The sequence below is a fragment of the Gilliamella sp. Choc5-1 genome (assembly GCF_001690595.1).
Taxonomy (GTDB): domain Bacteria; phylum Pseudomonadota; class Gammaproteobacteria; order Enterobacterales; family Orbaceae; genus Gilliamella; species Gilliamella apicola_M.
Genome location: NZ_LZHH01000109.1, coordinates 59,954 through 73,822, shown reverse-complemented (window position 1 = coordinate 73,822; position 13,869 = coordinate 59,954). Strand labels below are relative to the sequence as shown.

The following is a 13,869-nucleotide window of genomic DNA, read 5'->3' as shown; positions in this document are numbered from 1 at the left end:
TTATTTTTATCTTCATGATTGATTAGTTTGCACTCCATAAAAAGACTATAATTTAACGTTGAGCACAACCTATAGTCATCAGGTTGATTATATAATGTGGCAAGTTGTCTTGTTTAGTCTATTTAAGCAAAAAAACAATTAACTGTTTGTAAAATTTTCATCAAAAAGTTTTAGAAAACTATCTATTTCAATATAAAACACATTTCCATAATGTGTTTATTGATAAAACGCTTTTTTAACTATCTAAGATTATTCAATAATAAAATTAAATTTTCGATTTTAATAAACAAAATAGATAGGCTAACCACACATTGATTTGTTTGTATCTAACCATTAGGCACGAATATTTAACCTTGCATTTTTTAACTGATTAACAAGATCTAATAGTGATAAATTAAGTTGATGCATAAATTGTTGGTACGAAAATGTTTTTTTACTAATTTCATCCAACTGTAATTCCCAATGGGCGGTCATATCGGGCATCGACATTATATCAGGTAGCGATAAAATTAGGTTTTTACCCACCTCGGTTGAGCGTATAGCTTTACCTTGGCGAGTCAAGAACTGACGTTTAAACAACAACTCAATAATACCAGCCCTTGTTGCTTCTGTGCCTAAACCATCGGTTTCACGCAGTATTTTTTTAATTTCAGGATCTTTAACAAATCGGGCAATCCCCGTCATTGCCGACAACAATGTTGCATCAGTAAATGGCCTTGGTGGTTGGGTTTCTTTGCTAAGCAGTTCAGTATCAATACATTGCACTGTTTCACCCTTTTTAACTAATTTAGTTAATAAACCATTACTTTCATTATCATCGTTATTAGCTTCTATCTGATTGTTTTTATTTCGAAATAAAACCTTCCAACCTTCATCAAGCATTTGATTAGCTTTAGAAATAAATTTTCCACCTTGAATATCAACATCAATTTGCAATTCAGCGTATTTATATGCTGGATAAAATTGAGCTAAATATTGCGTTGCAACGGCTTGATAAACGGCTTTTTCGTTAACTGATAGGTTATCCATTTTTGCTTTACGCAAGGTTGGAATAATAGCGTGGTGCGCCTCTACTTTTTTGTCATTCCACGCTTTAGTGCGTAAAGTATAATCAGCATGACTAATTGCGGTTTGCAATTCTGGGCAGTTATTTTCGATGGCAGACTTTACCCCCGTAATTTGTTTTAAGTGTTCTTCAGGCAAAAAGCGACTGTCTGATCTTGGATAGGTAATTAATTTGTGTTTTTCATATAACGATTGACAAACATCAAGCACATCTTGAGCACTCAGCCCATTTTTTTTAGCCATCTCAATTTGCAGTGCCGATAAATTAAATGGCATTGGTGGGGCAAGTTCTTTCTTTTTATTACTAACTTTATCAATTGTTCCTGATTGATTATTGATGCGTTTACAAACATTTTCGGCCAATTTTTTAACTAAAACACGCCCTTCCTCGTCCTGATAAGGCGCGCAAGCTTCACTAGGTTGCCATTTGGCTTTGAAGATTTCATTATCTTGTGTTTGTAGCACGGCAAAAACTTCATAAAAGGGTTTAGGTACAAATTGCGCTATATCTAAATCACGCCTAACAACCAATCCTAAAATAGGCGTTTGTACTCGCCCAATGGACAACACCCCCCGATAACCGTTTTTTTGCCCAACAATAGTACAAAGTCGGCTCATATTAATGCCATAAAGCCAATCTGCTCGTGCTCTTGCCAAAGCCGAAGTAGACAAAGGAATAAAATCTTGGTTACTGCGTAATTGCTGTAATGACTTTTCAACAGCGCTAGCATTTAAATCGCTAATCAAACAGCGTTTTATTGATTTGCGTTTATCTAGCGGTAATTGGCAATAATTTAAGACTTCATCAACCAACAACTGCCCTTCCCTATCTGGATCACCTGCATGCACAATTTGATCCGCCGATTTAATGAGATCCACCAAAATATTAAATTGTTTTTCTGTCGTATTTTTTGGCGTCAATATCCACTTTTCAGGCACAATGGGTAAATCGTTAATTACCCACTTTTTATATCGCTGATCATAAACTTCTGGCGTGGCTTGCTCAAGCAAGTGCCCAATACACCAGCTCACCACATCACCATTACTTGCTTTAATAAAACCATTACCTTTTTGATGAGGTTTTGGTAACACATCAGCAATAGCCCTAGCTAAACTGGGTTTTTCAGCAATAAATAGACGATAGGGCTGATTAGATCGCATAACAACAATTATTCATAAAAAATACCAAAATTATAAACGGTTATTCGTTTTTTACAAAAAAGATTAGCCCAATTACCACCATTTTTTATATTTAAGCCAAATAACCGAAATAACACAAATAATAACAAGCAGTAATATCAACCCAACAAAAGACCAGCCTTCGCTACTAAAAGGAATGCCCGCTAAATTGACACCAAGTAAACTGGTTAAAAATGTAATTGGTGTAAATATAATAGTAAATAGCGACATTAAGTAAATTCGTTTATTGGTTGATTCGGCCAAAAAGCTATTAATCTGCTCCATAATTGAAGCTAACCGCAACAAACAGCTATCGATATCTGATACATAATGATTTTGTTGATAAGAAATATCATGCAAGCGTTGGCGATCGTTATCGTCAATCCATGATATTCTTTCAGTCGAAATTTTTACAAAAATATCACGTTGTGGCGACAATAATCGGCGTAAGACGATCAACTGTTTACGAACCCGACCGATCTCTTTATAAGAAAAGATACGTTGGTTTAATACTGAATCCTCTAGCTTAATGATTTTATTGTGGACACTATCAAAAGATAAGTTAACCTGATCACTAATTAAATCCGACATTTGAATCAACCAATCCGCCACATCCACAGGACCAATGCCCTTTTCTAAGCGATCTTTTAATTCCGCAATAGCAGAAATTTGTTGATGTCGAGTTGAAATGATCATGTTATCGGTAATAAAAAAACGAAAGGTAACAATAGGATCGGGAAGCTCATTAGGAATAAAATTAACGCCTTTTAGCACGACTAAAACGCCCGACTCAAAACGAATCTCTTTGGATATTTGATTTGGTTTTACCAACTCATTTTTAATTAAATCAGGAACTAGGTTTGTGGTATTTATCCAATTAACCGTTTCTTGTTTAGCAAAGTCCAAATGAATCCAAAATGGTTGCGAAACAGAAGGCACACTATGTTCATTAAGCGGTATAGCTTTACCTTTACCATCTAACTGACAGCAAAAAGCTGGATTAGCCTCTAAAAGATGAGAAACAGAAATAATACTTTCACTATTTTGATTCGTCATTATCATTCCCATTTATTACGATTTTTTTAAATTATATACTGAATTTGGATTAAAATGGAGCTACTAATGATCCTTGCCAAAATATTAGATATTGCTTACCATTTTTTTATATATTTTTTTATAAAGAAAAGCTTCTCTATTATACGGACAGTGACAATTTATCACATTCTCGGTATGATATTAGCCATTTTATGATAATTGATTAGGTTTAGTGTGAATATTCAACAATTATTAACGCAACGCGTTTCACAAGCAATGATTATGGCGGGTGCAGATAAAAACTGTGACGCTTTAATTAAGCAATCAAATAAAGCTCAATTTGGTGATTACCAAGCCAACGGCATTATGGCTGTTGCCAAAAAACTCGGAATGCCACCTCGAGATCTTGCTCAATCTGTTTTACAACATTTAGATATCGATGATATCGCCGAAAAAGTTGAAATTGCAGGCCCTGGTTTTATTAATATCTTTTTAAAAAATAGCTGGATTGCTGAGCAAAATGAAATTGCATTAAACAGTGATAAGCTCAATATTACTCTACCTGCAAAACCGCAAACTATTGTGGTCGATTATTCGGCGCCAAATGTAGCTAAAGAAATGCACGTTGGTCACTTGCGTTCAACCATTATTGGCGATGCGAGTGTGCGTGTTTTGTCATTTTTGGGACACAACGTGATTCGAGCCAATCATGTTGGTGATTGGGGAACGCAATTTGGTATGTTAATTGCGTATCTTGAAAAAATGCAAAATGAACATGCCAATGATATGGAACTTTCAGATTTAGAGTCATTCTATCGTGCTGCTAAAAAACACTATGATGAAGACGACGTGTTTGCTGAAAAGGCACGTAATTATGTTGTTAAACTACAAGGTGGTGATGAGTATTGTCGTGATATGTGGCGCAAGCTAGTTGATATTACTATGACGCAAAATATCGCCACTTATAAACGTTTAAATGTTACGTTATCGCTTGAAGACACTATGGGTGAAAGCATTTATAACAGCATGCTACCTAATATTGTTACCGATTTAAAACAGAAAGGGCTTGCGGTTGAAAGTGAAGGGGCGATTGTTGTTTTTCTTGATGAGTATAAAAACAAAGAAGGCGAGCCAATGGGTGTTATCATCCAAAAACGTGACGGCGGTTACCTTTATGCCACAACTGATATTGCTTGTGCTAAATACCGTTACGAAACATTACATGCCGATCGTATTCTTTATTATACTGATTCCCGCCAACATCAACATTTAGAACAAGTTTGGGCTATTGTTCATAAAGCCAAGTATGTGCCAGAATCATTAAAACTTGAGCACCATATGTTTGGTATGATGCTAGGTAAAGACGGTAAACCATTTAAAACACGTTCTGGCGATACCGTTAAATTAAATGATTTGCTCGATGAAGCTTGTGAACGTGCGACAACATTAATTCGTAGCAAAAATCCTGACTTAACTGAAAGCGAGCTTGCCGAAATCGTCGATGCAGTGGCTATCGGTGCAGTTAAATATGCCGATCTTTCAAAAAACCGTACCACCGATTATGTTTTTGATTGGGATAATATGTTGTCATTTGAAGGCAATACCGCACCTTATCTACAATATGCTTATACCCGTGTGTTATCGATATTTAAAAAATCAAATATTGCCGAAGACAGCTTAACAGGTAATATTAGTTTAGAAACCGATAAAGAGCGTGCCTTAGCAACTCGTTTAATTCAATTTGACGAAACAATTTCAACTGTGGCAAGGGAAGGTACGCCGCATGTACTTTGTGCTTATCTTTATGAAATTGCGACGCTGTTTTCAAGTTTTTATGAAAACTGCCCTATTTTAACGGCCGACAGCGTAAGCTTAAAACAAAGTCGCTTGAAATTAGCTTGTTTAACAGCGAAAACACTGAAAATTGGTCTTGATATGTTAGGTATTAAGACAGTTGAGAAAATGTAACAAAATTGCCACTTATGTTAATGGATTTATAATATCGAACAAGCATAACAACATAAGTGGCTGCTTTGCTAATATGCAATATTTTTTGAATTTTTAGCTATCGATGATTAGATTTATTATCCGCCAACAAAATAAGTTAATGGCATTACTGCTGTTAACCATTGCGCTTGTTGCCATTCGGCTCTATCCCCACGCTCCACTTTCTGAACCATTGACCTTCTCGACTCGTTATTATGATAACAATAATCAGCTAATTCGCATGACATTAGCCAATGATGATCGTTATCGGCTATGGACGCCTTTAGAAGATATTTCGCCCGATATTGTTAACGGTTTGTTACTGCACGAAGATCAGTGGTTTTATTACCATGTTGGTATCAATCCATTTAGTTTAATGCGAGCTTTTGGTGCAACCTATTTGACTGGCGGTAACCGTCAAGGTGCCTCAACGATTACTATGCAACTAGCTCGTATGCATTGGCGGTTAAATACTAAAACCATTGGTGGGAAGTTGCATCAAATTGCTAGGGCTATACAGTTAGAGTTGATGTATTCTAAACATGATATTTTAGAAGCGTATTTAAATTATGCCCCTTTTGGTCGCAATATTGAAAGTGTTGGCGCAGCGTCATTTATCTATTTTAATAAACCACCTTCACAAGTTAATTTGCCTGAGGCGTTAACTTTGGTGGTATTACCTCAATCACCAACATATCGAGTTGATCGAAAAACAGGATTTGCTGGCAAAGCGTTAGTTAAAGCAAGAAACCAATTATTTGAGCGTTGGCAAGAAAAATATTTTGTTGATAGCAATATTGCCGCTCTTTTTTCGCAAAAGCTGGTTTTGCGTCAACCAGAACGAATGCCTTTTGGTGCACCGCATTTTATTAATCAAATCATTCAACAACAGCATAGCGATGCTCAAGAAATTAAAACTACGTTAGATAATAATCTGCAAAAAATCATCAGTCGGCAAGTTAATTTGTTTATTGAGCGAAATCGTATAAAAGGTATTAATAATGCGTCGGTAATTTTGGTTGATACCCAAACAATGAAGGTTAAGGCGCTGATTGGCTCGGCTAATTATTTTGACAATTCTATTCAAGGTCAAGTTAATGGTACACTCGCTAAACGTTCACCTGGATCTACACTTAAACCGTTTATTTATGCGCTTGGTATTGACCAAGGTGTTTTACATCCTCGTACAATTTTAAAAGATGTAGCAACTGATTTTGGTTCATACACGCCAGAAAACTTTGATCGTAACTTTCGTGGTCCTATTTCGGCAACCGATGCATTAATTCATAGCCGTAATATTCCTGCAGTATGGGTTGCATCAAAATTGAATAATCCCACTTTTTACCAGTTTTTAATCGATGCGCATATTCAAAAACTTGCCGATGAAGCGCATTATGGTTTGTCTTTAGTATTGGGTGGTGGTGAAGTAAGTCCGCAAGAGTTAGTTGGTTTATATGCCATGTTAACCAATGAAGGACGCTGGCAACCGCTACAATTTATTGAATCGGCAACCTTACCTGAACCACAAAAGTTATTAAGTCCACAAGCGGCATTTATGACTATTGATATGTTAAAACAAAACACCCGTCCACAAGATGTACTTAGCAAAATGCAAAAAAAGGTGGTGCCAGTTGCTTGGAAGACAGGTACATCATGGGGATTTCGTGATGCTTGGACTGCAGGGACTTTTGGCAATTATGCCATGGTGGTTTGGCTTGGTAATTTTGATGGTAGTGGTAATAATGCCTTTGTTGGTGTCGATGCTGCCACACCGCTGTTTTTTAATATTGTCGATAGTATTAACGCCTATTATCCTAATTTGCGTGAATCCAATCGCCCATTACCACCCAATTTAAAACGCATTGACATTTGCCTAACTAGCGGCAATTTGTTGACGCAATGGTGTAAAGCAAAAGGGAAAACGTGGTTTATTCCCGGTGTGTCGCCAATTAATCCCGATACGATTTTTAGACCTGTTATGATCGATAATCAAACAGGTAAAGCCGTTTGTCCGCCTTATGATTTTACAACTTCTCATTTAGCTGTTTTTGAATATTGGCCATCAGATTTGGCGGCTGTTTTTGCAAAAGCAGGGATTCCTAAAAAATCACCACCATCAACAAAACATTGTAGTTCATCACAAAATTATTTGGGTGATCCACCTAAAATAACCTCACCACTCAAGAATGTGGTTTATCAATTTAGAGCCGCAAAACAAAAAAATGAGCAAATCAGTTTTACTGCTAATAGTGATGGTGATGTTAAATCACTTTATTGGTTTGTTGATAACAATTTTATTGGGCAAACCGAACCTCGTAAGGCTCTTAGCTGGATCCCAACACAAAGCGGGACTTTCAAAATTTTAGTGCTTGACGATATGGGGCGAAGTGATTCACGGAATATAAAAATCGAACTGTTTGATTAATTAATATGGTAGTTAACCCGAAATGTTAACTATCATCATCTTTTAAGTTATATTACTTGTTTGGCAATATTAATCTCTAATCTATCAGTATGTTCTTTAGCAAAGTTGGCAAATTCAACAAAATGTGGCGTTGTGTTGTGAAAATCAATTGCCTGCTGTGATGCCCATGTTTCGATCACTATGAAGATATTTGAATTATCTATACTTTGATTAAGTTCATAGCGTAAACAACCTGCTTCAGCTCGACTACCTGTTACTAGACGTTTAAAAATTGGCTGAAATGCGTCATAGAATTCTGGTTTAACTGTGATTGTGGCAATAATATTTAATTGACTCATGTTAGTAGACTACCTATATTTCAAAATAAGTTGTTAGTGTAGTATACGCTTGCTACAGCTAATATCCAAAAGCTGTATTTAAGGTTAATAATCTCATTTTTGTGACAATAAATTATTATTAATAAATAATTAGTTAGTATTAAATATCTTATTTTTATAGACATTAAACTGATTAAAGATGTTTTTCAAAAGCAAAAAATCTAAAAAATAATACTTTAACCATTTCATTTATTTATATATTTTATGAATTATAGTACTTGCTATTACCAATATTTTGGTTAGAATTCCTGCAGTTTTGAATCGATATGGCGTTAGTACAATGAGTAATAGTAAATCAATCATTTTAACCAATAAAATTATTGATATTATATTATATTTTGTCCTCCTTTTTTGGAGGATTTTTTTGTCTGCACCATTCGATTTTATCTTTTTATTTTAAACAGAATTGTAGAGGCAGATTATGACCGATAATAAAAAAATGCTATTAACCAGTCGAGATCAAAGCTTAAAAGCTTATTTAATCAATAAAATTAAGCAAAATGGTGGTTGGGTTAATTCGCATATGCATGCAGATCGTGCTTTTACTATCTCGGTTGATAGTTTTGATATTTATCAAAAACAATCATTAATTGAAAAATGGGATACGCTAGATAAAGTCAAAGCGTCGATGAGCGAGGAGGATTATTATCGACATTTTAGTATGGCGGTTGAGCGAATGATTGAGCAAGGTGTTAGTGCCATGGGATCGTTTGTTGATATTGACCCTATTGCAGAAGAGCGTGCTATTAAAGGGGCATTACGGGCTCGAGAAACCTATAAAAACGACATCATCATAAAATTAGTCAATCAAACACTTAAAGGTGTTATTGATAAAGAGGCGCGTTATTGGTTTGATAAAGGCGCTGATTTGGTTGATATTATTGGCGGTTTGCCACGTCGTGATGAGCGTGATCATGGTGAAGGTATGGGACTTAAACATCTTGACGTTTTAATGCAAACTGGTAAATCATTAGGCAAAATGGTGCATGTGCATGTTGACCAATTTAATTCACAAGATGAAATCGAAACAGAACAGCTTACTGATAAAACCCTTGAACACGGTATGCATGGACGTGTGGTTGCGATTCATAGCATATCAATTACTGCGCATAGTTTAGAGTATCGTCAAAAACTCTACAAAAAAATGCAAGAAGCCAAAATGATGGTTATCGCCTGCCCATTTGCTTGGATCGATAGCCCTCGCCGTGAAGAGCATGGCCCTACTCGTAACTCACTAACGCCAGTGGATGAACTCGCCGCTGCGGGTATTCCTGTTGCTATTGGCACGGATAATGTCAGCGATTACATGCTACCGTTTTCAACGGGTAACATGTGGGAAGAACTTAAATTATTAGTCACTGGATGCCGTTATACCGATTTAGATAATGTGGTGAATGTGGCAACTAAAAATGGGCGAATGGTGCTAGGTATTGATTGATTTGGGGTAGAATCAGCTTGTAATTCCCTTCTTAAAATAGTAAAGCCCCAAAAGTAGGGAATTATCTATAATAAAAGTAAAGTAGGATTAGAACACGAAAACAAACTGCGTAATTTTTACGTAAGCTATGCCATCACTATTGCTATTTATTCGACTGTTCATTTTTAGGTTATATTTTGTAAAAAATATTCAGGAGTCTATACCGTTTGGTGATAAAAAACATTAAAAAACAATTAGATAAAAAAGCAAGTTTTTAAGTTATGTATTAAGACATCAACCAGAAGCCATTGGTATAACCTTAAACATTGAGGGATGGGTCGATATTAATAAACTGATCTTACAAGCTAATCAACATGGCGAATCTATAACTAGGGAGTTGATAGAAGAAGTTGTCAAAACAAGTGATAAAAAGCGTTTTACTATTTCAGATGATGGTTTAAAAATACGAGCCGCGCAAGGTCACTCAACACAACAAGTAAAAATTAATCATATAGAACAAGTTCCCCCCAAATTTCTATATCACGGCACCGCAACACGTTTTATTGATTCAATTAAAGAAAAAGGATTAATTGCCAGCGATCGCCATTATGTTCATTTATCGATTGATGAACAAACCGCAAATACCGTAGGAAAACGACACGGTAAACCAATTGTATTAAAAGTAAAATCATTACTAATGTATCAACAAGGCTTCAAATTTTATTTAGCCGATAACGGTGTTTGGCTAACTGGTACTGTCCCAAATACTTTTTTAATCTTTGACTAAATATGATTTAATCCAGACTGAGCTTGTTAATATTTAACGAATTAAAGCAAACCTGCAAATAAATAAAAGATAACATTCAGTTTACTCATTGAACACTCATTTACTAAAATGAGCATCAATGAGTAAGTCGTTTTTATTCAATTAAGTTTGAGTTATGGCATTTATAGCAATTATAAATATGAAAGATCTCGAACCATATCTTCTAGATATACTTTTAACTCTGTTAATTGCTGTTCTTTTGCCGCTTGAAGTAAGCTATCTTTACTTTGTAATGTTCCTTCGCTGTAATTACGCAAATTTGCTGGTACATTGCCAGAATAGATATAATCATGCTTTGCAGATGTTTTAACAATATTAAATGATTTACTGTAACTATAGATGCCATGAGCTTCAATTTCAGTCGTTAAGGTAAGTTTATTGCTGTGAGTCACCGTTTGTAAATTAAATGGTTGATCTTTATAGGTCTTGATTTGATTTTTATTGCCGTTTTCGTCAGTAATTTCAACATATTTATCAAATACTTTTTCGGTTTTAGTTTCATTGTTAACCGATTGCCCCAGATCAGAAAATTCAACATTTGTTTTGACACGGATTGTGACATCCGCTTGACTAGGTTCATAAATAATAAATTCTATAAAGTCTTTACTTAATATATCTAGTACATAAGATTTTAATTCTGAAGAATTATAATAAATTTTTATTTTGCCTTTTTTCTTGTACTTTTCTGCTTGTGAAGTTGCATCACGAAAATATCCATATTGTCGATAAGCTGAAACTGCTGATGCATAGTATTGAGCTACTTCTCGGAATTGATAACGATGAATTGCTGTTTTTGCTAGTTGTTGAGCTTGATCGTAAGCGATTTCGGCTTGTTGTTGAGAATATTTTCTATCATTATCAATAGAAAGTTTGTCGCTATCTTTGTACTTGCCAAGCGGTTTATATACAGCCGAGGCATTATTAAATGCGTCTGATGCTGCTTTATAGTCACCTTGCTTTTCTAATATTTTTCCTTGATCATAATACTCTTTAGCAGCAAGGTGCATATATTTGGTGTTAGCATTTTTGTATAACGCTTCAATGTTTTTGTAATTATATAGTTCTAAACCTTTTTGGTATAATTCTGCTTTTTGTTGATAGCTTTGGCTATCTTTGCCTGCTATAGAGTTACCATAATCATAATATTGTTTAGCAATGGTTTGTTCTAGCTTTGTGATATCGTATTTATCATTGAAAAAACTGACCGTTTGGCTATAAAAACGATCTCTTAACATCATTTTCATTTTAAGTAGGCATTGATAAATATCAATACGATTTTTGTAATCGTTGCTTGGTGTGTTAGCTAAATTAGTTTCGTAATGAGCCATAATATTACTGACCATCGTGATTAATTTTTCAGCTTTATCTTTATCAAATTTTGCTTCACCTTTTTCTTCAATACTACGTGTTAATAAACTTATACTTTCTAAATATTTTCCTTCTTTATAAGCCTGTTCAGCGGTACGAACATGGCAAGCTGTTAAAAGAAAAATAAATAACATTGTTATGGCTATCCTCATAATATTTCCTTTCTAGTAGGTTTTAACTAAATTACCAATTCATTGCAAATAAAACTATTTTATTAATTGTAACTAATTAAATTAGTCCGTATTTGTTGCTGATTAGCTTATAAAAATTTTTAAATAATGTATTAACTTTTTTTGCTAAACAACAATTAAATCGAAATTAATAGATTAAAATCAATAGATGATAATGACAATAATAGAGAGTTAGATAATATTTTGAAAACTCTCAATAAAGCTAACTTTATTGAGAGTATAAAAAACTATTTTCTGGTTGTTTTTTTTGCTGTTGCTTGACGCGGTGAACGTTGGGCTTTTGATAAATTGACTAGTTTAGCTCGTTTAGGGCGCTGCAACCGTTTGTCGGATGAGGTTTTGACAAAGCTTTTTTCTTGCTGTTGCATACCTACGATTTGGCGCAGGTAATTGACTGATTCAATATCTAACTCAAGCCATGTACCGCGTGATAATCCTTTGGGTAAAGTGATATTGCCATAGCGAATGCGTAGCAATCGACTAACTTGCACATCAATAGCTTCCCACATTCTACGAACTTCCCGATTACGGCCTTCTGTTATAACTACATTAAACCATTGGTTAATTCCATCACCACCTTGTGCTTTAATTGATTGAAATGAGGCTGGGCCATCTTCTAGTTGCACTCCTTTACGAAGTTGGTTAATTTGTTGATCAGTCACATTACCAAATACTCGCACTGCATATTCACGCTCAATCTCGTGCCGTGGATGCATTAATCGATTAGCTAATTCACCATCAGTTGTGAATAATAATAAACCCGATGTATTGATATCAAGTCTGCCAATGTTCACCCAACGAGCATTTTTTAATCTAGGTAAACGCTCAAAAACCGTCGCACGTCCTTGAGGATCGTTTCGTGAACAAATTTCACCTTCTGGTTTGTAGTAAGCTAGTACTCGGCAAACTTCTTTTTCTTTGCTTCTTAGCTGAACTAAATGACCATTGATACGAATTTTCGGATTGGCATTAACATCAACCCGATCACCTAATGTGGCAATTTTACCATCTACACTGATTTTACCGTCCACAATCATTGCTTCAATCTCTCGGCGTGATCCATTACCTAAATTAGCTAATACTTTTTGGAGTTTTTCAGTATTATCATGTACCGATGTTTTGCGTGTAATAGCTGGTACTCTTGAGGTTTTTGGTTTTTCATAGAGTTGCTTTTCCTTTGCTTTAACGCTATTTGTCTTTTTGCCAAGTTGTGGGAATGCTGATTTGCTATTTTTCATAAAATCCTCGCTGTTACCTTCTCAGGTATCAATTTTCTATTAGCTATATTGTCGATATATTGACAATAAAAAATGGACATTTATTCGAATGGCTTAGTGTCTCCACTTCCTTTACGAATAATTGTTGGATAGTCATTAGTCAAGTCAATTACGCTGGTAGGTTGTTGACCTATATAACCACCGTGCACAATCGCATCAAGCTGATAACCTATTTTATCTTCTATTTCGTCGGGATCGGATTGCGCTTGGTCATCATTAGGTAAAATTAATGTTGCAGTCATTAATGGCTGCCCTAATAATTCGAGCAACGCTAAATCAATTTTATTATCAGGAATTCTTAGTCCAATTGTTTTGCGTTTTTCATTCATCAATCGACGGGGTACTTCTTTACTTGCCTGTAAAATAAAAACATATTTACCAGGGGTATTATTTTTTAGTAACCGAAAAGTTGTGTTATCTACAAAAGCATAACTAGATAGTTCAGAAAGATCACGGCACATCAAGGTAAAGTTGTGATTTTTATCAAGTTGACGAATTTGACAAATTCGATCAACGCCTGACTTATTATCAAGTAAACAACCCAGCGAATATCCTGAATCTGTTGGAAAAGCTATAACACCACCATCATTTAATATGTTGACAACTTGATTTAATAATCGAGTTTGCGGATTATCTGGATGAATATAAAAAGTTTGACTCATAATTTTCTTTTATACCAATTATTGTTGTTAATCTGATTTGCATGATTAAATTTTATACTGT

Annotated in this window: 9 protein-coding genes and 1 pseudogene; 4 read left to right on the top strand and 6 right to left on the bottom strand. The window is 34.9% G+C overall.

All coding sequences use genetic code 11. From position 1 onward, the window contains the following. Nucleotides 1–333: 333 nt before the first annotated feature. Together A9G35_RS09575 and zntB are read right to left on the bottom strand one after the other, a co-directional pair. Nucleotides 334–2,226, bottom strand: a complete 1,893-nt coding sequence (locus tag A9G35_RS09575; protein WP_065636650.1) for a DNA topoisomerase III — start codon at nt 2,224–2,226, stop codon at nt 334–336. Nucleotides 2,227–2,298: 72 nt separating this feature from the next. Continuing rightward, the gene (zntB, locus tag A9G35_RS09570) at nt 2,299–3,300 is read right to left on the bottom strand and encodes a zinc transporter ZntB (RefSeq protein ID WP_176701417.1); all 1,002 of its coding nucleotides are present in this window, start codon (nt 3,298–3,300) and stop codon (nt 2,299–2,301) included. A 213-nt stretch (nt 3,301–3,513) separates the two neighbouring features. On the opposite strand from zntB, the gene argS reads away from it, so the two are divergent. Continuing rightward, nucleotides 3,514–5,247, top strand: a complete 1,734-nt coding sequence (gene argS, locus A9G35_RS09565) for an arginine--tRNA ligase (RefSeq protein ID WP_065636649.1) — start codon at nt 3,514–3,516, stop codon at nt 5,245–5,247. A 103-nt stretch (nt 5,248–5,350) separates the two neighbouring features. After that, a complete protein-coding gene (pbpC, locus tag A9G35_RS09560) occupies nt 5,351–7,690 on the top strand; it encodes a penicillin-binding protein 1C (RefSeq protein WP_065636648.1) in 2,340 nt (779 codons plus the stop codon). 47 nt (nt 7,691–7,737) lie between these two features. Here pbpC and A9G35_RS09555 read toward each other — a convergent pair whose 3' ends face one another. Beyond that, complete coding sequence (locus A9G35_RS09555) at nt 7,738–8,028, bottom strand: putative quinol monooxygenase (protein WP_065636647.1); 291 nt, start codon at nt 8,026–8,028, stop codon at nt 7,738–7,740. 460 nt (nt 8,029–8,488) lie between these two features. Between A9G35_RS09555 and A9G35_RS09550 the strand changes: the two genes are divergently transcribed. Then, entirely contained in the window at nt 8,489–9,505 is a 1,017-nt protein-coding gene (locus tag A9G35_RS09550) for an amidohydrolase family protein (RefSeq protein WP_218057253.1), read from the top strand. A gap of 244 nt (nt 9,506–9,749) precedes the next feature. Next, nucleotides 9,750–10,271: pseudogene (gene kptA, locus A9G35_RS09545) on the top strand (RNA 2'-phosphotransferase); the annotation flags it as partial. Between the two features lie 170 nt (nt 10,272–10,441). On the opposite strand, the gene A9G35_RS09540 reads toward kptA, so the two are convergent. From A9G35_RS09540 to A9G35_RS09530, 3 genes are all read right to left on the bottom strand, one after another. Continuing rightward, a complete protein-coding gene (locus tag A9G35_RS09540; protein ID WP_065636646.1) occupies nt 10,442–11,812 on the bottom strand; it encodes a hypothetical protein in 1,371 nt (456 codons plus the stop codon). 284 nt (nt 11,813–12,096) lie between these two features. Further along, the gene (gene rluB / locus A9G35_RS09535) at nt 12,097–13,107 is read right to left on the bottom strand and encodes a 23S rRNA pseudouridine(2605) synthase RluB (protein ID WP_081300191.1); all 1,011 of its coding nucleotides are present in this window, start codon (nt 13,105–13,107) and stop codon (nt 12,097–12,099) included. An 80-nt stretch (nt 13,108–13,187) separates the two neighbouring features. Next, a complete protein-coding gene (locus A9G35_RS09530; RefSeq protein ID WP_034909803.1) occupies nt 13,188–13,808 on the bottom strand; it encodes an L-threonylcarbamoyladenylate synthase in 621 nt (206 codons plus the stop codon). Between the last annotated feature and the right edge of the window lie 61 nt (nt 13,809–13,869).